This window comes from Asticcacaulis biprosthecium C19, from assembly GCF_000204015.1.
Taxonomy (GTDB): domain Bacteria; phylum Pseudomonadota; class Alphaproteobacteria; order Caulobacterales; family Caulobacteraceae; genus Asticcacaulis; species Asticcacaulis biprosthecius.
Genome location: NZ_GL883077.1, coordinates 1603779 through 1624927 on the forward strand (window position 1 = coordinate 1603779; position 21149 = coordinate 1624927).

At 60.0% G+C, this 21149-nt stretch carries 16 protein-coding genes; 8 read left to right on the forward strand and 8 right to left on the reverse strand.

Translation table 11 applies throughout. From position 1 onward, the window contains the following. The first annotated feature begins 259 nt into the window (after window positions 1-259). Window positions 260-1255: a glycoside hydrolase family 43 protein gene (locus tag ABI_RS07680; protein ID WP_006272332.1), complete on the forward strand. Its 996-nt coding sequence runs from the start codon at window positions 260-262 to the stop codon at window positions 1253-1255. A gap of 248 nt (window positions 1256-1503) precedes the next feature. Here ABI_RS07680 and ABI_RS07685 read toward each other — a convergent pair whose 3' ends face one another. Beyond that, the gene (locus ABI_RS07685) at window positions 1504-4704 is read right to left on the reverse strand and encodes a TonB-dependent receptor (RefSeq protein ID WP_006272333.1); all 3201 of its coding nucleotides are present in this window, start codon (window positions 4702-4704) and stop codon (window positions 1504-1506) included. Between the two features lie 862 nt (window positions 4705-5566). Here ABI_RS07685 and ABI_RS07690 point away from each other — a divergent pair. Beyond that, the gene (locus tag ABI_RS07690) at window positions 5567-7075 is read left to right on the forward strand and encodes a tryptophan halogenase family protein (protein ID WP_006272334.1); all 1509 of its coding nucleotides are present in this window, start codon (window positions 5567-5569) and stop codon (window positions 7073-7075) included. Between the two features lie 42 nt (window positions 7076-7117). Here ABI_RS07690 and rsgA read toward each other — a convergent pair whose 3' ends face one another. Next, window positions 7118-8113 (reverse strand): ribosome small subunit-dependent GTPase A, encoded by a 996-nt coding sequence (gene rsgA, locus ABI_RS07695; RefSeq protein WP_245531310.1) that lies wholly within the window; start codon window positions 8111-8113, stop codon window positions 7118-7120. A 108-nt stretch (window positions 8114-8221) separates the two neighbouring features. Continuing rightward, window positions 8222-9910: a methyl-accepting chemotaxis protein gene (locus ABI_RS07700; RefSeq protein ID WP_169313714.1), complete on the reverse strand. Its 1689-nt coding sequence runs from the start codon at window positions 9908-9910 to the stop codon at window positions 8222-8224. 212 nt (window positions 9911-10122) lie between these two features. On the opposite strand from ABI_RS07700, the gene ABI_RS07705 reads away from it, so the two are divergent. After that, complete coding sequence (locus tag ABI_RS07705; protein WP_006272337.1) at window positions 10123-11067, forward strand: CPBP family intramembrane glutamic endopeptidase; 945 nt, start codon at window positions 10123-10125, stop codon at window positions 11065-11067. A gap of 71 nt (window positions 11068-11138) precedes the next feature. Here ABI_RS07705 and ABI_RS07710 read toward each other — a convergent pair whose 3' ends face one another. The 3 genes from ABI_RS07710 to ABI_RS23510 all read right to left on the reverse strand — a co-directional run bounded on the left by ABI_RS07710 (window position 11139) and on the right by ABI_RS23510 (window position 15063). Beyond that, entirely contained in the window at window positions 11139-12302 is a 1164-nt protein-coding gene (locus tag ABI_RS07710) for an SGNH/GDSL hydrolase family protein (RefSeq protein WP_006272338.1), read from the reverse strand. 143 nt (window positions 12303-12445) lie between these two features. Then, window positions 12446-13690 carry an Hsp70 family protein gene (locus ABI_RS07715; protein WP_006272339.1) on the reverse strand — a complete coding sequence of 415 codons (1245 nt, stop codon included), beginning with the start codon at window positions 13688-13690 and terminating at the stop codon, window positions 12446-12448. A 95-nt stretch (window positions 13691-13785) separates the two neighbouring features. Next, entirely contained in the window at window positions 13786-15063 is a 1278-nt protein-coding gene (locus ABI_RS23510) for a sensor histidine kinase (RefSeq protein WP_050808219.1), read from the reverse strand. 195 nt (window positions 15064-15258) lie between these two features. On the opposite strand from ABI_RS23510, the gene ABI_RS07725 reads away from it, so the two are divergent. Further along, a complete protein-coding gene (locus ABI_RS07725; RefSeq protein ID WP_006272341.1) occupies window positions 15259-15672 on the forward strand; it encodes a response regulator in 414 nt (137 codons plus the stop codon). Between the two features lie 13 nt (window positions 15673-15685). Beyond that, window positions 15686-16297 (forward strand): hypothetical protein, encoded by a 612-nt coding sequence (locus tag ABI_RS07730; RefSeq protein ID WP_006272342.1) that lies wholly within the window; start codon window positions 15686-15688, stop codon window positions 16295-16297. Here ABI_RS07730 and ABI_RS07735 read toward each other — a convergent pair. Continuing rightward, on the reverse strand, window positions 16285-17421 hold the full coding sequence (locus ABI_RS07735) for a helix-turn-helix domain-containing protein (RefSeq protein WP_006272343.1): 1137 nt from the start codon (window positions 17419-17421) through the stop codon (window positions 16285-16287). The genes ABI_RS07730 and ABI_RS07735 overlap by 13 nt on opposite strands. Before the next feature lie 131 nt (window positions 17422-17552). On the opposite strand from ABI_RS07735, the gene ABI_RS23515 reads away from it, so the two are divergent. Beyond that, entirely contained in the window at window positions 17553-17978 is a 426-nt protein-coding gene (locus ABI_RS23515; RefSeq protein ID WP_006272344.1) for a hypothetical protein, read from the forward strand. Window positions 17979-17981: 3 nt separating this feature from the next. Here the strand turns inward: ABI_RS23515 and ABI_RS07745 are convergent, their stop codons facing one another. Continuing rightward, window positions 17982-19421, reverse strand: coding sequence for a pilus assembly protein (locus tag ABI_RS07745; RefSeq protein ID WP_040309042.1), 1440 nt, complete (start codon window positions 19419-19421; stop codon window positions 17982-17984). 184 nt (window positions 19422-19605) lie between these two features. On the opposite strand from ABI_RS07745, the gene ABI_RS07750 reads away from it, so the two are divergent. Together ABI_RS07750 and ABI_RS07755 are read left to right on the forward strand one after the other, a co-directional pair. Continuing rightward, a complete protein-coding gene (locus tag ABI_RS07750) occupies window positions 19606-20661 on the forward strand; it encodes a winged helix-turn-helix domain-containing protein (RefSeq protein ID WP_006272346.1) in 1056 nt (351 codons plus the stop codon). Continuing rightward, window positions 20658-21023, forward strand: a complete 366-nt coding sequence (locus ABI_RS07755) for a ubiquitin family protein (RefSeq protein WP_040308695.1) — start codon at window positions 20658-20660, stop codon at window positions 21021-21023. Before ABI_RS07750 ends, ABI_RS07755 begins: the two co-directional genes overlap by 4 nt. Window positions 21024-21149 lie beyond the last annotated feature (126 nt).

A 21149-nucleotide genomic window follows, 5' to 3' on the forward strand; every position in this document is an offset into this window, starting at 1 on the left:
ATGGCTGCAATACCGAAAGGGTGAAATATCTCTGGTCGCATTGATATGGTCAAACGCCTCAAACGGCAAGTCGTTTGGCGCTTAATTGTATTATAGATCGGATGGATAAGCCGTCCGACAGGCCTCTGACCTCAGAGCCGTTATCCGTAGCAACCATCTCGCCTTCAGGCTGCGGCATAAATTGCCCGGATTTTGGTTGCGTATCCCACGCCTCTCCATTATTATATTATAAATAAGATAAATGTGGGAATGGAGAGATATGCTCAGGTTTTTGCCGCTTTTCGTCGCCTTTTTTTTGGTGTCGCCACAGGCCGGCGCCGCCGAAACCTTCACAAACCCGTTGCTGGATTCGGGGCCGGATCCATGGATTACGCGTGACGGCGACACCTATTACTACATGCACACCATGGGCAATCGTATTGTCATCTGGAAGACCCTCGACATTGCCAGCCTGTCCAAGGCCAAGCGAAAAACGGTTTGGCTTCCACCGCGGCAGGGGCCGGCCGCGATTTCGCTGTGGGCGCCCGAACTGCATCGTATCGATGGCAAATGGTATCTCTATTACACGGCCGCTGAGGCGGGTTTCGACGACGATGCGCATCGTGGTGTCTTCGTGCTGGAAAATGCCAGTGCAGATCCCACCACTGGGGACTGGGTCGACCGGGGCCGGGTCAATACCGCCCTGGCCGGCATCGACGGCACGACCTTCGAATATGGTGGCCAGCGCTATTTCGTCTACTCGCCCTATGTCGGACCGGACAGTGTCCTGAGCATTTCGCGGATGGCTGATCCCTGGACCCTGGCCGGAGGCGAGACCATCCTTGCCCGTCCGGACCTGGCTTGGGAACGCCAGGGCGGTCGTCAGATTCTGGAAGGGCCCGAATTCCTGCAAGGCCCTGACGGCCAGTTGTTCCTGACCTACTCGGCCAGTGCCTGCTGGTCGGATGACTATGCTCTGGGTTTGCTGAGCGCCCCCGCCGGCAGCGACCCGCTTAACGCCGCGTCATGGACCAAGTCGGCGACGCCGGTATTGGCCAAATCGGTATCCAACGGCATCTACGCCACGGGACACAACGGTTTCTTCACGTCGCCGGACGGCAAGACGACCTGGATCATTTATCACGCCAACCCAGGCCCGAATATGGGGTGTACGCCGCAGCGTTCGCCGCGCATCCAGCCGGTCACCTGGGGTGACGATGGCCGGCCACAGTTTGCAGAGCCGCAGAAGGACGGTGTGCCCATCGAAGCCCCATAATAGTTAGCAGTTGCCCGCAAAGTCCGGCAGGGGCGCATGTCAAAAAGAGCGACCACCGCGCGGACGTTCACGTCTTTGGCTAAAATTTCGCGTCAGAACAAAAACTTAGGGCGGGGTTTTGATCCATCAAAACCCCGCCCTAAGCCGAAAAAGCTGGATCGCTCGGGCGGTCCAGCGAAATCCTCAGTATGCGTACTGAGGTAGGTTTGCCGGCCGGCGATGTGTCATCGCAGGCCGGCAAGACCTATTTAGAAATCGAAGCGTACCATGGCGGTGAAGCGACGGTCATTGCGGAACGCCGAGCGCGTTACGCGGGTACCCTTGAAGTCAATGACCTGGCTCGTCTGGGTCACCTCATCCAGCAGGTTAACCCCCTGGATGCCAAGCTTGATCCGCGGCGAGTAGCTGTAGAAGAGCGACCCGTCCAACTGCCCTGTGCTCTCGACGTAGATCGGCGAGAACGGGAAGATCACGTCTCTCGGGGTTTGCAGGAACTCTGAGCGCCAGTTGTAGGCCAGGCGCACGGCAAGCGGACCCTTTTCATAGAACCCAACCGCGTTGAGCGTGTGCTCAGAAACCCCGGCCAGAGGTAAGCCGCCGGCGAAGGGGCTCTGCTCAGCGCCCAGTCTGGAGTTATCGAAATCACCGGCATCGACGTAGGTGTAAGAGAACTGAGACCCCAAACCGCTGAGGAAGCCCGGCAGGAAGTCATAGGTCTGAATATACGACACTTCATAGCCGGTCAGCGCACCGCCATCACTGTTGACGGCCCCGTTCACCAGGACGTCGGTCGAGACACCTTGCGGTGAACTGAAGTTGCGCACATTGGCGCCGCTGTTCACGATGCCCTGGATGTCCTTCATAAAGGCGGAGACCGAAACCGACCCCACCCGGGCGAAGTACCATTCATAGGACAGGTCGTAGTTCCAGGACTCAATCGGCAATAACAGGCGATTGCCCGTGTTGATGGCGAACATGGGGCCGGTTTCCAGGGTCCCACCCGACCGCAAGGCGGAGGTATTGTCGTAGATACTTCCGCCGGTCGCAAAGGCAGACAGGTCCGGCCGGGAAATGCTTTTTGAAGCTGCTACGCGCACAAGCATCCCGTTGCCGAAGTCGAGCTTGGCGTTGACACTGGGCAGGACGTGCTCGAACTCGATATCTGCACTGTCGTCCAGAACTTCCCCGGTGAACACGGTGGCAAATTGCGCCAGTCGCGCCGTCGAGAGACCGCAATAACCCGGCGCAACCTGTCCCGGCTGGACATTGGCGCATGAGGTCTGCAATTCCGCTACGCTGACGACGCCATCGCCATTGCCGCCGGCGGACACAGCGTCGAAGAATTCGCCCGTCGGGAAGCCAATCTGGCCGCCGCTCTTGACCCGGGTGCTGACATAGCGGACGCCGACATTTCCGCTCAGTTTGAGCGTGTCCGAAAAGTCGTGGCCAAAATCGGACCGCACATAGAAGGAGTTGGTGAGTTCTCCGACGTCGGAAATTTCGCCGGCATTCCACACGCCGCCGGGCAGATTATTGCCGCGCGCGGAGATCGGGAACCAGGCGTTGGGCGACAGGGTTGACGCCGTGATGGCGGCCGCCTGTTGCTGCGTCAGGCCGCTGAGGTATTCCTGGACGCTGTTGTCACCGCCGAAGAAGAAGGCCGAGCCGTTGCCCAGGGGAACGGGCACATTGTTGCGCTGGAAGTTGTCGCCGAAAGGATTGCGCACATTGGCGGCATTGGGGAAGTCCTTTACGTACGCACCGCCGCAGCCAAAGGCCTGGTAATCGCCGCAATTCCAGTTTCCGCCACGTCCGGTCCAGGGTGCGCCCAGGTTACCCCAGTTTGAGAAGTTGGAATTACGCGTGATGCGACTGCGGTTGCTCCAGCGCGCGCCAAAACGCACGTTTTGAAAGAAGCCGTCGTCGTCGAAGGCATATTTGCCATCTGCCCTGACGCTTTTAAGTTCACCTTCGTTCTTGGTCTGGCTGTCGAGGAGGAACCAGAACAGGCTCTTCGAGGGATCGTTGAAATAGCTGGTAGGCGACGTGGCCGTATTGGGCTGGAGGAATTGGACGACCGGTGTATCGCCGGTATTGTCGATATCGATGTCGGTATAGGTCTGCATCGCCGAAATGAAGCCGGTGTCGCGGCGGTCGGACTTAATATGCTGCGCTTCGAAGTTCAGCGCGATCCGGTCGGTTGGGTTGTATTTTATGGCCAGCGACAGGTCTTCGGTGTCGGCGGCGACTTCCTGCTGGAAACGCAGCATTTCCGTCGGGATACCAAAGCCGGCCTGGGTCAGTCGGCCTTTGACAAACTGATTGCCGTCATAGGTCGCCGTGGTGCCCGGCGCCAGGATCGGGAACAGGGCATCGTCGTTGACCAGGGCCAGAATCGAGTATTCTTCCAGCGTGTGTTCGGTCTCGGCCTTAAGATATTCGAGTGTGGCCAGCACGGTCTTGTCGTTGCTTTCCCATTGGCCGACCAGGGAGATGGCATCGCGATTGCGCGTCAGGTCCGTCGTGCGAACCCCGGCGCCCTTCGGGACAAAAACGGCGTTGGCCGGGGGGAAGTTCGACGAGTTGAAGGCGGTCGAACCCGAGAAACCACCCGAGCCCACCGGACGCACCCGGATACAGCCGGTTGTCAGAGACGCGTCGCGGTAGCACGGGTCGGTTATCTGAGAGGCATCCGTCTTAGTGATGAGCTCCGAAGAGGCGTAGGCCATCTGAAGGCCGAACGTGCCCTTGCTGGTCTCATAGGTATTGGACAGAAGGAAGGAATAACCCGGCGCCCACGTCTTGGCCATGTCGCCATAGTTGGCCTCGACGGTACCGGCGAAACGGAAGCCCTTTTTGTCGAGAGGCTTGCGCGTTACCAGATTGACCGTGCCGGAGATGCCGCCGTCGATCATATCGGCGGTATTGTTCTTGAACACTTCAACGCGGCCCAGCAACTCCGAAGACACGTCGTTAAACGAAAGCTCGCGACCGCCATTGGCCGAGAAGATATCGCGACCATTCAGTTCTGAACGGACATAGGGCAGGCCGCGAATGATCACGCCCGTGCCTTCCACCGAGAAGCGGTCCGGATCTTCGCGCTTTTCAAAGCGGGAGATATTGACCCCTGGGACACGCTGTAAGGATTCGGCGACAGAACGGTCAGGCAGCGCACCAATGTCGTCGGCCGTAATGACGTCGACAAAGGTATCCTTGTTGCGCTTGATCGTTTGCGCGCTCTGCAAGGCCTTGCGGAAGCCCTTGACAATGGCGACGTCTTCGGGAGCCTCCGTGGTTGCGGCGGCAGTTTCTGCAGTTTCTGACGCCGTGTCCTGAGTCTGCGCCCAGGCCTGCGACGATAAAGCCACCATCGCGATGACAGAAGCTGTCGTCAATATATTTAAGCGATGCACTTTAAAGGTGTTAGCATTGCCCGTGATGTTTTTCATTACATGTACTTTCCTGCGCCACCCTGGTTAAGGGTTCGATTGTTTATACTTCAGACAATTCTATAGTTTTGAAGAGCTTCACAGAGCCGCATACGCCACAATATTCGCGATGCACTTGGCTTTGATCGCGTCCCGACATAGCTGTGACCAAGCCAGGTTTCTCTTGGGTAACGTGATGACGTGTCCGTTCCCTCAATTAGCGCTTCGCTCGTCGGCACGATGTGTCGGCTCTCGTTGTCTGCTTTTTGACAGGGCAACGATATGTCCTGTCGTTTTTGTCAAATCGGACAATGCGGTACAATTCTTAAGATGCTTATTCAATAGCTTGTTTTAATTGAATAAATATCCATGACATGCCTTTCATTCGCTCGGATAAATGAAAGGTACATTGCTTTCTGACAAAAACGTGGTCGCAAGCGGGGGCAAGATTGTCAAGAAAAATGGCCGCTATGTCGGAATTGTCGCTATTTTTGTCCTGACTGTGTCTTGTCGGACAGCCTGTGGCGTGTCAAACCAATGTGGCGCAGGGCTCATAAAACACGTCCGGAACCTGTCGCGTCAGTATTTGAAGGGAATGATATTCAGAATGCCGGCTGTTGGTGTTAATTTGAACCGGGCAGGTCGAGCAACCTTCTTGTTTGACAATCTGGCGATCTGGGTAGGGGCGCCGGGCTGTCTGACTGGGTGGCGTGAGGCGTATGACAAAGGACAGGCCAATTCGGAGTGCCTTTGCTCATGACGGTAGGTGGAGGGACCTGCCGCAATACGACTTTGATAATCTGTCGGCCCCGCTGCGTGCCCGGGGTAGGTCGAGATAAATTTTCTATGCGAAGACAAGAACCTGAAGAAGTTGGGATCAGCTATGACAGCCATTGAAACAATCGTAATCGTCGGCGGTGGTACGGCAGGATGGATGGCGGCGGCGGCGCTCTCACGCCTGCGGTCTGGCCGACCGGTCAATATTGTTCTCATCGAGTCCGAAGAGATTGGAACCGTGGGTGTCGGCGAGGCAACGATACCGCCGTTCCTCGATTTCAATCGCCTCCTGGACATTGACGAGCGCGAAATGCTCGCAGCGGTCCAGGGCAGCTTCAAGCTCGGCATTCAATTCGTCAACTGGGGTAAGCTGGGCGATAGCTACATCCATCCGTTTGGCAACTATGGCTATCAGGTCGACGGGGTGTCGTTCCACCATATCTGGCACAGATACAAAATGGCCGGCGACAAGCGGCCCATTCAGATCTTTAACATCGAGACCATGGCTGCCCAGTTCGGCCGCTTTGCCAGAACGGATGACTACAAACACGAAGATCTGCCGCCGATAAATTACGCCTATCATATCGATGCCGGGCGCTACGCGCGCTATCTGCGCGGCTATGCCGAAAAGCGCGGCGTTGTGCGTCTTGAGGGGAAGGTCACGGATGTCATCTGCAATGCGCAGACCGGTTTTGTGGAGTCGCTGTCCCTGAACAATGGCGACTCGCTCAAAGGCGACTTCTTCATCGATTGCTCGGGCTTCCGCGGCCTCCTGATCGAGCAGGCCCTGAAAACGGGATACGACGACTGGTCGCATTTTCTGCCGTGCAATCGCGCCGTGGCCTTGCCTTGCGAGCGGGGGGACGGCTCGGGTCCCTTGCCCTACACCCGCGCCACCGCGCACACCGCCGGATGGCAATGGCAGGTGCCGCTGCAACATCGCAATGGCAACGGCCATGTCTACTGCTCGGCCTATATGGAGGACGAGGAAGCCCTGGATATCCTGGTGAACAACATCGCCGGCAAACCCGGGGCGTCACCCAATTTTCTGCGCTTTGTCACGGGGCGGCGGAAGAAGTTCTGGAACAAGAATGTGGTGGCCCTCGGGCTGGCATCCGGCTTTATGGAACCTCTGGAATCGACGTCGATCCACCTGGTCAACACAGGCATCAACAAGCTTATCTCTCTCATTTCGCTGGATGGTGTCACCCAGGCGCAGGAAGACGCCTTCAACCGTCTGACGGGCAAGGAGTATGAACGCATCCGGGATTTCCTTATCCTGCACTACAAGGCGACAAGCCGCGACGACAGCGACTTTTGGAATTACTGCCGGACCATGCCCGTGCCCCCAAGCCTGACGGAAAAAATCGAGCTTTTTCAGCACAATGGTCAGATCTTCCGGGAAGACGACGAGCTGTTTACCGAAACAAGCTGGGCGGCGGTCATGATGGGGCAGGGCATCGTCATGAAAGGGCACAACGTGATGGCGGATAGCCTGGAAGACGCGAAAACGCGCAAGGAACTGGATGGCATTGAAAAATCCATCCAACATGTCGTGCAGCATATGCCAAGCCATGGCGACTATCTGAAAAACTATTGTCCCTCGAAAATGTAGTGCCTGCTCGCGATGAGCTTGACTCGTCGGGGGCTGGCAACCTTAGCGCCGGTTTGGCCGTTGCGTCGTTCGGTTGCCACGCGGCCCGGTCTGTACCGGTGTATTGCTGACATTCTCTTCGGACAGTTTGCGCCACCGCACCAGGCGATCGGCATCCAAGTTGCCAGTGGCGACGGCGGCCCGCACGGCGCAGCCCGGTTCATGGTCATGGCTGCAATTGCTGAACTTGCACAACGGCGCCAACTCGGTAATTTCGGCGAACAAGGTGTCGAGCCCGGCGGCAAAATTTCCGACGTGCAGGTTGCGTATCCCCGGCGTGTCGATGATCCAGCCGCCCCCCGGGATGGCGTGGAGCGAACGTGCCGTGGTTGTGTGCCGGCCCTTGGTGTCCTGCTCACGCACCCCGCCGGTAAGCTGCTCCGCCCCCGACAGAGTGTTGACCAGGGTCGATTTGCCGACACCCGACGACCCGGCGAGGGCCACGGTCTGACCCGCCTGACACCACGGCATCAGGGCCGCGGCGGCGTCGGGTGAGCGTGCATTCACGGTCACGATCGCCAGGTCTCGTTGCAGGGCCGCCGCTTCGCCGGCGTAGTCGCGGTCATCGGTGACGGTATCGGCCTTGGTCAGCACCATGACCGGTGTCGTCCCAGCTTCGTTGGCCATGGCCAGGTAACGCTCCAGCCGCGCCGGATTGAAATCCGCATTGCACGAGGTGACGATAAACAGGGTGTCGACATTGGCGGCCGCCAGTTGCGGCAGGAACTGCCCTTCGACGGGGCGTTGCAGCAAGGTCCGGCGATCCAGCCGCCGGCGCAGATCATGCGTCTCCGGCTCGGCCAGAACCCAGTCTCCGACGGCATATTCGCCGGTATTGGCATGGACGGGAAGGTTCAGTCGGACAGGCCCCGCCGACGACAGGCCGCTCAGCCGGGCGCGGTGAACCTGGGCGATGCGGCAGGGGATCAGGTGCGCCTCATCAGCGGTCACCTGATCCGCGAAAAAGTCCGTCCATCCCAGGACCGTTATTTGGCCCAAGACCGTTATTTGGCCCAGATCTGTCATTTGGCGAAAATCGTCATCACCAACGCGTCTTACCGCATCGCGGCCGTAATGTATCGGACAAACGCAGGCCGCGCTCTAGTCCTACGCCGACACCCGGTCCAGGAAGGTCAGGATTTCCGTCTTCAGGTGCTCCGTCTGTTCCGACAGGATATGGGCCGACGACGAGGTTTTGCGCGCCGAAACTGTTGCGTCGTCAGACGCGCGGCTCATATCCTCGACATTGTGGCTGATGCGATCGGTGTTCATCGACGCCGTGCTCATATTGGCGGCGATATCGGCCGTCACCACGCTCTGTTCCTCGACGGCGGACGAGATGCTGACGGCGATCTGGTCGACCGTGTCGACGCCGCGGCTGATGGCGTGCAGTACCTGGATGACGTCCTGCGACACTTCGCGGATATTGTCGATATTGAGGGTGATTTCACTGGTGGCGCGGCCGGTTGCCGTCGCCAGTTGCTTGACCTCGTTGGCGACCACGGCAAAACCCTTGCCGGCTTCGCCCGCCCGCGCCGATTCGATGGTGGCGTTCAGCGCCAGCAGATTGATCTGGCCGGTAATGCTCTGGATCAGGTCGACGATCTCGACAATGCGCTTGGTCGCTTCGTCCAGTTTTTGCGAGGTGCTGCTGGCCTTGTGCATATGCTCCACCACATCACGGATGGCCATCGAACACGAACCGGTCTGGCTGGCGATCTCACGGATCGAGGCCGACATTTCGACCGCCGCCGCGGCGACCATCTGGACATTGCCGGAGGTTTCGCCGGTCACGGCCGTCACGGTGCGCGATTTGTCGTTCACCGAGGTGACCATGTGCGTCATGTCGTCCGAGGCGTGCTTCAGGTCCTGGGTCGCGCCGCCCAGCTTGCCCATGATGTCGCCGACCGTGCCCTTGAAGGCGTTGATTTCGGCCTCGAGCTGGGCTTTTTGGGTTAGCTTGGCCAGGGCATCCGACTTTTGCGCCTCCTCAAGACGGCGGGCATCGCTCAATCGGGCATTCAGGTCCTGCAGCGACCGCATCATCGCGCCGATTTCGTCGCGCCGCTCGTCGCCCTGCGACGGCAGATCCTTGCCCTCGGCCAGCGCCGACAGGCCTTGGGTGATACGCGCCAGAGGTAGGCGGATATCGCGGGCGATGATCCAACTCACCCCGCCCAGCACCAGCAGGGTGAACAGGCCAATGGCGCCGAACTTGGTCATCTGGGCCGTGAAGGCGGTGTTGACGTCGTCGATATAGATGCCCGACCCGACGATCCACTTCCACTCAGGAATGGCAGAAACATAGGAAATCTTGGCCATCGGCTTGGTCTTGTCGACGCCGGGCTTGGGCCAGGCATAGCGCACGAAGCCGTCATGGCCGGGCTCGACCGCCACCGTCATCTCGGAGAACAGACGCACGCCGTTCGGATCCTTGATATCGGCGGCTTCGGTACCGTCCAACTCGGGCTTGAACGGGTGCATGATCATCTGGGCCTGGTCGTCGATGATCCAGAAATAGTTTTGGCCTTCGTAACGCAGCGCCTTGACCTGGGCGATGGCGGCCGCCTTGGCCTCGGCCTCGCTGATCTCGCCCTTCTGGAAGCGCTCGTACTGACCGCGCACGGCGCTGCCGGCGACTTCGACGACGTTCCGCGTCTTGTCCATCCTGTCGCCCAGCATGACCTGGCGATAGTCCAGAAGCGCCACGGCGGACACGGCGACAAAGGCCACAAGGGCCAGGGCCATGATGAGCTGAAGCTTCCTGGTGACGGATACGTTTGCAAGCTTGAGCATAGCTTCCCTGTCGTTTCTTGCCGCCGAGCCGCGCGGTCTTGTCTGGTTAACTATAGTGATTTTCATGTGTTAAAATTGTCCTGTCAGTGGACCGAATTCCACCTGACACCAGGCTGGCATTACCCCGAATTAACTTGCCGCAGATGCTTGCATCTGAAACGAAGGGCGCAATCGGCCGCCTTGGCGGCCGCGGACAGGCCAGGAGGGGCACTATGACCGGAACAGAACTATACGCGCCGCGGACACCGCGGCATCGCCGCACCTGGACGGCAGCCGCCATCGTGCTGCTCGTCGTCTTCTTCATTTTAGGGCAGCTTACAACCATCTTCGGCATCTTGAAGCCGCTGGGCTTTCGCCAGGCCGACCTGGAGACCCAATGGCAACCCTTGAGCATACTGTTGGCAGGTTTCGGCGTCACAGCCATTCTCGTTTTCGTCTGGGCCTGGCTGTTTGAGCGCCGGTCGCCTGTCGCACTGGGCTTCAACGCGCACGGGCTTGCGCGTTACATGCGCGGACTTTTGGTGGGTTTTGCCTGTCTGGGCCTTGTCGTCGGTGCGATCTGGGTCTTAGGCGGCTACCGCGTCGAAGGCGCCGGAGTCTGGACGGCGCCGACACCGCTTCTGTTCCTGCCCATCCTGTGTCTGTTCGGTGGCTTCATCATTCAGGGGGCGACCGAGGAAATTCTGATGCGCGGTTGGCTGATGCAACTGGTCGCTTCGCGCCACGGCCTGATCCTGGCGATAGTGATCAATTCGATCGTCTTTTCATTGCTCCATGCCGGCAATATCAGTTTGTCGAAGGAACTGATTCTGGGCCTGGTCAACATTGTCCTTTTTGCGGTCATGATCAGCCTCTATGCCATCAAGGAAGGCTCGCTGTGGGGCGTGTGCGCCTGGCATTCCGCCTGGAACACGCTCTTGGGCGTCGGGTTTGGACTTGAGGTTAGCGGCGGTAAGATCGCGGTAGCGTCCCTTGTCGTTGATCTCGCGCCCGCTGAAGGTGCCCCCTGGTGGTTGACCGGCGCGGCCTTCGGACCGGAAGCCAGCGTGGTTACGACGGTTGTGCTGCTGGTTGCCTCGATCGGCTTTATTGCCGCCGGGGCGCTAAAGCCCGGACGCGGCCACGCGGCGCCGGAGCGTGCCACGCAAAAAGCCTGACACCAGAACGCATTTCGATCCAATTTTACTGGCCGATCTTAGCGACCGATTTTACTGGATTGAAATGCGCTCTAACTGCCAGCCATCCGTTCCGGCAAAGGTTCCAGAACGTCTTCGATGCGAGCATCGACCATCCGGCCGGTATAGAGCAGTCCGACGATGGCAAGGGTCGGCGAGGGATTGACCGGATGCAGCGACATGCTGCGCGGCGTTACGGTCTTGGTGATTTCCCCGTCGGCGACAGGTGAAATCGAATAGGTCCGGGTCTCCGCCGGCCGGTTGACGTCTGGCGGATACAGGAAGTCGCACCCGGACGCCGCGACCAGGAAGTCGAAATTGCCGGCGGTGATGCCGGGCTTCATCACATTGACATGGAACAGCAGATCGCCGCACCGCATAAAGGCAGGTCCGGTACTCAGTTCGCAGATATAGTTTAGCCCCAGCAGCTTGCCCTCGACTAAGGTGAAAACGAGCCGCTTGCCGGCCAGTTCGAGGCCATCAGCATGGAAACGCCGGTTGCCGCGATGGATGCGCGGCCCCTCGGGCAGGTGATCGAGACCGGCCGCCGTGGCGTCGGCGAAGTGAAACGGATCCATGGGTTCGGGCAGGTCGCGCTTGCGGCGTCGTTTGCTGACGGCCTTGATAAGCTCGCGGGTCAGGGCTTTTTTCGTCATTTCGACCGCGGGCGCGGCCAGATGGTGGGAGTCCAGATAATAGAGGTCGCTGCATGCCTGTTCCGGGCCGACGGTCTCCACCAGTGTGCGGCCGATATCGATCACCCGTGTGCGGTAAACGTCCGACAGACGGTGGATGGCGGCGTGGATCATGCTGAGGCGCCGTTCGGCCGGCGCGGTGCGCGACTCCAGGATCACCGAGATGATCCGTAGTCGCGGATTCTGCGCCAGGGCATAGCGGATCACGCCCTCGTAGGCGCGGGCCCAGTGCTGCAGCAGCTTGCGATCTTTTTCGTGCCCGGACGTGTCGTTCAGTGCATATTCGACGATCAGAACGTCGGCCTTCTTGAGCTTGGAGCAGGATTTGAGCCGGAACAGACCGTTGAAAATGGTGGTGCCGCCCACCGACAGATCGTCGATGACGTCGAGCTTCCAGCCCCGCTTCTTGCACGCCTTGAAGGTTTCCCAGAGATAGCCGATCCGATAGTCCGGGTTCAGACCCATGACCGTATTCGACCCGCCAAGGACAACAGCGCGGATTCGCTTTTTCGATTTAGACATTCTGTCGGGTCTTGCGTTCGAAGGGTGGTTCTTTGTTAGGTTAGCGTAGCGACAAATGCCTGCCAAATCGTTCGACAGGCGAATCCGTCGCCGGCAGGTCGGCTAAGCTGTCTTCAGGAATTCCAGGTGAGCCGCTCAGCCTGTCAGGTCCCGTAGCGTTCCTTTGCCGCCAGGCCAAGCCCACTGGCGACCGAAGCAAAACGGTCGCCATAGTGGACGCGGGCCTGCGGGAAGGCGGCGCGCATGGCGGCTTCGAAACCCGGCAAACCCGTCGAACCGCCGGTCATGAACAGGGTCTCGATCCGCGAAGGCGGCAGGCCCGCGCGCGTGACCACGGTGTCGGTGGCGGCGTCGACCACCTTTTGGACATCGGCGGCAATCGCGCCGATCAGGGCGTCCCGGGTCACGTCGTGCGTCCAGCCGTCGTCGATGCCGGTCAGGTCCATCCGCGCAAGTTCACCATCCGATACCGCGATCTTGGCCTGTTCGACCTTGCTGGCGATTTCGTGGCCGGCGCGGTGCTCGATTGTGCTGATCAGGCGCTGGGTCAGGCTGCGGTCGGCTGCCTGGTGATGGAGCTGGCGCACTCCGGTCATGGTCTTTTGCGTGTAGAGGAAGTTGATCAGGTGCCAGGTCGACAACTGATGATAATAGAGGCCAGGCATTTCCAGCCCGCTTTTCAAGGGCGTGCGATAGCCCATGTCGCGCATCACGGTGGCCAGGCTCAGCCGCGTGTCGAAGTCGGTGCCGCCGATATGAACCCCGCCATTGGCCAGGATGCGGCTGTCACCGCCCATAGGCCCCAACTCGACAACAGAAAAGTCCGACGTGCCGCCGCCGATATCGACGACCAGAACGGTCTCCGCCTGTTGCAAACCGGACTGGTAGTCGCGGGCCGCCGCCAGGGGCTCGTACTCGAAGGCGATCTCGCGAAACCCCTGCGCCTGGGCGATGCCGCGCAGTTCTGCCTCGGCGCGGGCATCGGCGACGTCATCATGGTCGACGAAGCGGACCGGCCGTCCCAGTACGACCTGGTCGATGGCGTGGCCGGCAAAGCGTTCGGCCCTGGCTTTGAGTTCCCCGATATAGATGCCGATGATGGCGCGAAAGTCCTTGCGGCGGTTGCCGACCTGGGTGGTTTCGCCGATCAGGCTGGAGCCCAGGATCGATTTCAGCGCCCGCATCAGCCGGCCGTCATAGTGGTCGAGATATTCGGCAATGGCTTTGCGGCCGTGGCTGACCTCTTCGGTTTCGAAGTTGAAGAAGATCGCCGAGGGCAGGGTGACGGCGTCACCTTCGACGGGCACCAGCCGTACGTGATCGCCCAGGCCGGCGCACACCGCCGAGTTGGAGGTGCCGAAGTCGATGCCGCAATAGGGTCGGGACATGGGAGAACGCCGCGTCAGGGGAGGGGCGCGGTGTTTAGCGCCGAAACCCCGTCATGGCGAGAGGGAAAATTGGCCTGTGACACTCCGACGACGCCTCATTTTCCCGCCGCCCCCCGCGGCAGTGTAAACCAGAACGTCGTGCCATGCCCCGGCACCGATTCAAAATCAATGTCACCGTTGTAGAGCTTCAGGAATTTGCGGCAGGTCGACAGTCCGATACCGGTCCCGGGATAGTCTTCTTTGCGATTGAGGCGCTGGAACAGGGTGAAGACCTTGTCGCGGTAAGCCGGATCAATACCTATCCCATTGTCCCGAACCTCGAACCGCCATCGGGCGCCGTCGGGCAGGGCGGCGATCTCAATATTCGGAGGGCGCGATCCATCCTGAAATTTGAGGGCATTGCCGATAAGGTTTTGCAGGACCACCGTCAGTAACGTGTGGCTGGCCCGCACCGTGGGCAGCTCGCCGCAGGTCACAGTTGCGCCCTTGGCGGTTATAACATCCTCAAACTCCGCGACGACGGCCGTGGCGACGGCGCCGGCGTCGACCGTTTCGACGTCAATCTCGCCGCTGCCTATCCTTGAAAATCCGAGAATGTCGCGGATCATCCGCTGCATACGGACGGCGTTGTCTCGGATGAGCGACAGATGGCGCCGGCTGTTGTCTTCCAGTCGATCGCTTGCATCCTGCTCCAGCAGTCCGGCATAGGTATGCATCATCCGCACGGGCTCCTGCATATCGTGCGAACAGATATAGGCGAACCTTTCCAGTTCATCGCCGCGTTGTTCGGCCAGGGTGAGCGCGTGCCGCGCCGCCCGCAGCGCGTGATTCAGCAGCCCCCATAAAAGGCCGGCAACCACGGTGGCGGCCAGCGCCATCGACATTTGCGTCCTGACAAGCTCCGGCACATAGAGCTTGGTCACGTACAACCATGCCGCAATGCAGGCGATCGCATTGGCAGCGAAGACCCGCAGCGACGGGCTGGCGGCACCGGCCACAATGAGGATAACCGCAAAGTTGAAGAGAGCGTGAAGTCGAAACTGGGTGTGCTGGTTAATCGCAAAATTCAAAACCATGAAAAGGCTTAGCGTGACCAGAACCAACTCCAGTCGCGTCAGTGATCGGGTCCCTCGCATCAGATAGAAGGCGCAGGCTGCGACGACGGCCAGACAAAACCGCAGAGGTATCATCACAGCACTGATGGCAGGGCTTTCCAGAAACGGTTGTATGAATAATCCGATACCCAGGTAATAGGCGCAAACGATCGCGCAAAAGCCCCTGACCAGCGGGCGATAGAGCTCCGCCATCTGTGCACGCGTAATGGTGTCGTTCATCAGGACCTGGCGAATCTTCTGGACGGCTGTAGACATCATAACGGCGTTCCGGTTCTGGTATGAAAGCCGTATCGTGCAAACGGCTACAGATCAATATACGCGTATGAGGTTGTCAAAATTGATCCCTGAGACCGTCCATATTGACGCAAAAAACGTCGTAACTTTATTTTAGCGCCTGTGGATTAAGGTAGGCCCGTACAGAACGTAAAAGGCGTACTCTGAGGGACTTGAAATATGGCCAAACGCGCGCTCGTGCTGGAAGACAGCCGCACCCAGGCGACCATCATCTGCAAGATGTTTCAAAAGGCTGGCTGCGACGCCGTCTGGGTCCAGGACCCGGCGTCGGCACACGAAGCTCTGAAGGCCGGGCAATTCGACCTGCTGGTCCTCGACGTCTTCATCGAGGGCTATAATACGCTGGACCACCTGAGCAGTTTCCGCGAACTGGCTGGAAATGTGCCGATCGCCGTCATGACCGCCGGTCGTATCGACGATCCGGAATCCGGCGCCGACGCGCTGAACAAGGCGCGCCGCGGACGGGTCAATTTCCTTCTGCCCAAGCCTTTCTATTTCGATGACATCAAGCAGATCTGCGAAGATGTCGACGCCTATTGGCAAGCCCATACTTCGCAAGCCATCGCGTCCTGAAGGGACTTTATACATGAGCGCTGTTGACGCGACCCGGCCGGCCTTTGCGGCCGACATCCTCGGCATGTTCGATCCTGAACTGCTGCGTATGACGGCGGTATCGGAAGAATTGCTTGAACTGCTCGACGGCTTCTTTAGCCGTCTCGATCGCCATGCGTCCGACGAAATGGTCGGTATTGCCCGCGACATCGCCCAGACGCGATCGGAATTGCGCCGGCTGTGTCCCAATCAGATTGGTGACAGCCTGCCCCAGGCCGGCGCTGAGCTGGACGCCATCACGCGCGATACCGAAACCGCCACCAACACCATCCTGAGCGCGGCTGAAGCGTTGATGGACCTGGATGAGGCCGATCCTGGGATGAAGGATAAGGCCGACGACCTGGTCATGCGCATTTTCGAAGCCTGTTCCTTTCAGGACCTGGTCGGCCAGCGCGTGTCGAAAGTGGTCCGGGTTCTGGAACAGATCGAAAGCCGCATCGCCCGCCTGAGTGAAATCGGCGGTGGCGGCGATGCCGCGGCCGAAGTTGACGCGGCCGAACAGCGCCGCCGTGACCTTTTGCTGAACGGGCCTGCCGTCGGCGGCCCCGAAACCAGCCAGGCCAAGGTTGACGCCTACTTCAACTGACGAAAGCCGGCCGGCGTCACACCGGTGACGTGCCGGAAGGCTTTGTAAAAGGCCGATTTCGAATTGAAGCCGACCTCCAGGGCGACCTCCAGTACATTGTGCTCACCGGCCTCCAACAAGGGTTTGGCAGCCTCGACCCTTTGCCGGCTAACGTAGGCGAAGAAGGTCTCGCCCATATGCGCATTAAGCGTCTGAGAGAGGGTGTTCGCCGGAATGGCGAGGTGCCCTGCCAGCTTTTGCAGTGACAGGGTTGGATCGAGATACAGCCGATCTCTCTGCATGGCGGCCTCGATGCGCGCGGCGACCCGTCTGGCCTGGTCTGTGGTCAGGGCAGATTTGCGGTACTTCGGCACAGGTTCCTCCGCGACAACCTCCTGATACCGGTCTTCGAACCCGGCCTTCTGCTGCAAGCCATACACCGCCAGTGCCCACAGCGCCGGCAGGGCAAGGCCAAACAAGACGGAGGCCGGCAGTACCCGGACGTTCATCAGGGTGTCGGCAGCTATGGCCATGACAATCGTCAATGCGACCAAGGTGCCACCGCCAATCAGTCCGCTCAGCCACCACAATTCCCGCCGTTCATTGTTGGCGAAGAGGTCTGCCAGGCGCCGGCGGTAGCGTGACAGGCGTGCCATGGAGATAAAAACAAAGACGGCGGCCTGGACCAGTCCTAGCAGGATGACGCCGAATATGACGAGGGCAACAAAGAGGGCGAATGGGGCGGCAACCATCTCACCCCGCACCAGCATGGCCTCACGCGCGCTCACGGGCAGCACCCCCACCAGCACCGGCGTCAGACAGGCAAGTCCCGCCGCCCAGACGTGGCGCAGATGGTGCCGGTTCAACCTCCAGGGCGTCTCGCAGGTCAGAGCTTCGACATAAACGAAAAGCGCAGGGGCGAGGGCCAGCCAGGCCGGCAGACTGATCGCAAACAGAAATGGTCTGCCCGATGGCAGGGCGGGAGCGAGCACGAGCGCAGATGTCACCGTCGCAATGGCGCTAAACAGCACCATCAGGGGCAGATCGACCGGCCGCCGCACCGGCCGCGCCACCAGCAGGCTCAGGCACAGCAGCGCCTGTCCCAGAATGGCCGACGCCAGGATGATCGGTAACGGGTTGTCCATGCCTCCCCCGTGGATATTGGCGATTCAGCCATATCATCTTTTCCAGCCATGTCAGTCCTCGCCTGCCGGGAAGGACGACGCATCCCTCAGGATCTGTCACCCGAAACGCCCTGACATCCCACGGAGGACCTATGACAACAACGCATAATCGCACCCCTTGGCACCTGTGGCTGATCGGCGGTGTCCTGCTGGTTTTCAACGGCTTCGGTGCGGTTGACATGACCTTCAGCCTCAGCCAGCCGCAAACCTACAACCAGATGTCCGGCATGACAGTCGAACAGATCGCCTGGTTCGACGGCTTTCCGGCGTGGGTGACGATCGCCTGGATTGCCTCGGTTGTCGGCGGTCTGCTGGGGGCGGTCACCCTGCTGGTGCGGTCGTCGTTGGCCGGGTGGCTGCTGGGCGTATCCACCGCCGCCACGACGGGCTACGTTATCTACGGATACGCCTTGTCGAGCGGCATAGCGGCCATGGGCGCAATCTGGTTCATGCCTGCGGTCGTCGCTATCCTGACCGGTCTTGCCACGATCTACGCCTTTAAAATGAATGGCCGTTGAGCGTCACCCTGTCAGCCGCACCTTGCTCAGCTTGCCGCCAATGGTTTCGAACGCCTTGATCAGGTCGGCCGAGCTCTTGGCGTCGAAATAGTGCTGGGCGTCGGTGGCGCAGGCCTTCAGCGTGCTGAGGGCCTTGGAGTCGGTCACATCGAAGCCGATGGTGTAGATCTCGATCTTCTTCGACTTGGCATAGTCGCACACCCGGATCTGGTCGCTGTAGGTGACCGCCACCTGGGTGGCGTTGGCCACGGCAATCCCGCCCGAAGTGTTGGCGTAAAGGGTATTGGCGCCGTCCGTCATCAGCACGATGGTCTTGCGTGGTTCCTTGTTGTTCGCGTCGTAGGGCTTGCCTTCGGTAAACGGTGCCGGCGGCGTCAGCGCGTTCACGCCCCAGATCATACCGCCTGGAATATAGGTTTCGGGTTTGTAGCCGCCGATATTTACGACCAACCCCTTGATGGTATTCGTTACCACTGTGGCGTCGTTGCTCAGCGGCAGGATCGGGTTGAGGCAGGTCTGGCTGGTTTGCACCAGGCCGCCATAGGGCGTCGTAGGATCCGGCATAACCACTTTCGAAGACGCGACCTGGTTCTTGACGCAACCGTACCATTTGTAATTGGTCGTGCCGCCACCGGAGCAGCTCTGATAAGGCGTGACGTTTACCGTCTTACAGGTCTGGGCTACGATCCAGCAGCTATAGGTATAGGGAACGCCGTCCTGGTTGCCGGTGCAGGTGCCCTTGGTGCCGCCGGTGCATTGAGTCGCGGTGGACACAGTCTTGCAGGTCTTGGTCGAGGTCGTCGAATAGTCGGCAGCGACGCTGACCCATGGCATGTTCCGGTTGGCCATGCCGACATTGACGTAGTCGGCGTAGGGCACGACCGCGATCTTGACATAGTCCTTGTTGTCCTTGGTCAGGATGGTGGAGACAAGGCCCTGAGCCGCCGTTTTCAGAATGTCGATCTTGGGCGTGCCATTCACAGTGGCGCTCATCGACCAGGTGTTGTCCAACACCAGCGCCACCTCCAGCGTGCCGTCGGCGGCTTTGATGGCGTCGGACGTGACGGCATAGGGCAGGTTCTTGAACCCGAACAACTGCATGATGACAGGATCGTAGCTGCCCTGAGCGGTCGCCTTCACGGTGCGGGCCTTGGCATCGTATTTGAAAGCGGTCACCTTGGCATCGAGATCGGCCGCGCCGAGGTTCTCTTTGAACACGTCGGCCGCCAGCTTTTTCAGGTCACCTTCATTGGAATTGTTGACAATGGCCGCCGCCAACACCGCGGAGTCCAGCGCATCCTGGGTAGAGCGCTTGGCGCGTTGCAGCACGGCAAAGTCGATGGCGGTCCCCAGCGCCGCCATGATGGCGAAGATGGCCAGGCCAAAGATCATGGTCGTATTGCCGCCGCGAGAGCGCAGGAACGCGTTAACAAAATACCGCATGCAGTCCTTTTCCATCGTCATCAATGAATGTCGTGAAATACCCGTGTGTTCTATCTTATCGCCTGAAAAGTTTAATTTATCGTCGGCAAAATCGTGGGAAATGCGGGCGTTTTCGGGTGCGGCTGCGAAACGTCCGGATCGGGCGTCTTTGCGCCGCCGCAGCGATAGGCTAATTTGAGACGATATGACCGCACATATACGCTTCGACCGCTTCGTCCTTGATCCCGCCGACCGCCGGCTGACCCGCGATGGCGTGCCGGTGGACCTGAATGCGCGCTATCTCGACGCCCTGGCGCTGATGGCGCGAGAACCGGGCAAGCTGATCACCAAGGACCGCTTTTTGGACGAGGTCTGGCAGGGCGTGCCCGTCACCGACGAAGCCCTGACCCAGTGCATCCGCACCCTGCGCAAACAACTGGGCGACGATGCTGCGCGGCCGCGCTTTATCGAGACCGTGACCAAGCACGGCTACCGCTTCATCGCCCCGGTCAACGTCGCGGTCGATGCCGTGACCGAGACCGTACCGGCCCCCCGGACACACGATTGGGGGCATCTGATCCGGCCCGGGGTGGCGGGTACGGCCGGGGCGGTGGTGGCCGGCCTCATCGGCGGTGTGCTGTACGGCTCTGCCATTGCGGCGCAACCCGTGGCGGCCGGCATGGGCTCGGTGTCGGTGCTGCTGGTGGTGCTGTGCATCAGCCTGATCGTCGCCATCCTGGGCGGGGCGGGCGTGTCCTTTGGCATCGCTGCCGCCGGGCTTGCCCCGACGCGCGGCCCGCAGTGGAGCGTACTGGGCGGCCTCGCCGGCGGGACGGTCGTTGGCGCCGCGGTGAAACTGGTGGGGATGGACGCCTTCAACCTGCTGTTCGGCCAGGCGCCGGTCAACATCACCGGCGCCCCGGAAGGGGCGATGCTGGGCGGCGCCGTCGGCCTGGGCGCCTGGCTGGCGGGCCGAATTCGTGGCGTCCGCAAAGGTGCAGCCATAGCGGCCCTGACCGGAGGTGTCGCCGGCGTTCTGGTTCCGCTGCTGGGCGGCCGGATGATGCTGGGCAGCCTGGCCTTGCTGGGTGAGCAGTTTCCCGGTTCACGCCTGCGCATGGACGGCATCAGCGCGCTGTTCGGCGAAAGCGGATTTGGCCTGGTCAGTCAGATGGTGACCGGTGGCCTGGAAGGCGCCCTGTTCAGCGGCTGTATCGTTGCGGCGATTTTGATAAATCGAAAGGGGCTTGTGACACCATGAGTATTGGCATTTATGCCCCTGACTGGCCCAGAACTCGATTTCACAGGATTGCGCCAGGCAACTTTGACACAGAAGCGTTGTCACCTTTCGAGGTTTCAGCGGCAACCCTCGGCGAAGCCATCCGGCAGTTCGAAGCGGCGTTTTCGGTTACTGTCTCACCCTATGACGGTACTGATCCCGCCTTGCCATTTACGGAGGGAGAGCCGCGGCGCTATTTTTTCTATTCGAACGCGGACGCTGACCGGTTCCTGATTGATATCCATATCTTTCGTGGAACCGAAGAGATCTGCCCGAAACAGAACCTGGATTATCCGCTGCAGAATGGAGACATAGTCGATATGGCCGGACCACTCGTCTGTTGAATTCCCCCCGCTGGATCGTCATCATTTTAGCTCGAGACAGCAGCACCGCCCCTTTTTACGGCGAGGGTATGCACACATTTCTAGTGACGCCGGTGAGTGGATACAAATTGTTGTAGTATCTTCATT

What these genes read in the sequence shown, in the direction of transcription:
- ABI_RS07700 (WP_169313714.1), bottom strand. Translation starts at nt 9,910, where the DNA reads ATGCTCAAGCTTGCAAACGTATCCGTCACCAGGAAGCTTCAGCTCATC.
- ABI_RS07710 (WP_006272338.1), bottom strand. Translation starts at nt 12,302, where the DNA reads ATGTCTAAATCGAAAAAGCGAATCCGCGCTGTTGTCCTTGGCGGGTCG.
- ABI_RS07745 (WP_040309042.1), bottom strand. Translation starts at nt 19,421, where the DNA reads ATGCGGTATTTTGTTAACGCGTTCCTGCGCTCTCGCGGCGGCAATACG.
- ABI_RS07755 (WP_040308695.1), top strand. Translation starts at nt 20,658, where the DNA reads ATGAGTATTGGCATTTATGCCCCTGACTGGCCCAGAACTCGATTTCAC.
- ABI_RS07725 (WP_006272341.1), top strand. Translation starts at nt 15,259, where the DNA reads ATGGCCAAACGCGCGCTCGTGCTGGAAGACAGCCGCACCCAGGCGACC.
- ABI_RS23510 (WP_050808219.1), bottom strand. Translation starts at nt 15,063, where the DNA reads ATGATGTCTACAGCCGTCCAGAAGATTCGCCAGGTCCTGATGAACGAC.
- ABI_RS07685 (WP_006272333.1), bottom strand. Translation starts at nt 4,704, where the DNA reads ATGAAAAACATCACGGGCAATGCTAACACCTTTAAAGTGCATCGCTTA.
- ABI_RS07730 (WP_006272342.1), top strand. Translation starts at nt 15,686, where the DNA reads ATGAGCGCTGTTGACGCGACCCGGCCGGCCTTTGCGGCCGACATCCTC.
- ABI_RS07735 (WP_006272343.1), bottom strand. Translation starts at nt 17,421, where the DNA reads ATGGACAACCCGTTACCGATCATCCTGGCGTCGGCCATTCTGGGACAG.
- ABI_RS07705 (WP_006272337.1), top strand. Translation starts at nt 10,123, where the DNA reads ATGACCGGAACAGAACTATACGCGCCGCGGACACCGCGGCATCGCCGC.
- ABI_RS07680 (WP_006272332.1), top strand. Translation starts at nt 260, where the DNA reads ATGCTCAGGTTTTTGCCGCTTTTCGTCGCCTTTTTTTTGGTGTCGCCA.
- ABI_RS07715 (WP_006272339.1), bottom strand. Translation starts at nt 13,690, where the DNA reads ATGTCCCGACCCTATTGCGGCATCGACTTCGGCACCTCCAACTCGGCG.
- ABI_RS07690 (WP_006272334.1), top strand. Translation starts at nt 5,567, where the DNA reads ATGACAGCCATTGAAACAATCGTAATCGTCGGCGGTGGTACGGCAGGA.
- ABI_RS23515 (WP_006272344.1), top strand. Translation starts at nt 17,553, where the DNA reads ATGACAACAACGCATAATCGCACCCCTTGGCACCTGTGGCTGATCGGC.
- ABI_RS07750 (WP_006272346.1), top strand. Translation starts at nt 19,606, where the DNA reads ATGACCGCACATATACGCTTCGACCGCTTCGTCCTTGATCCCGCCGAC.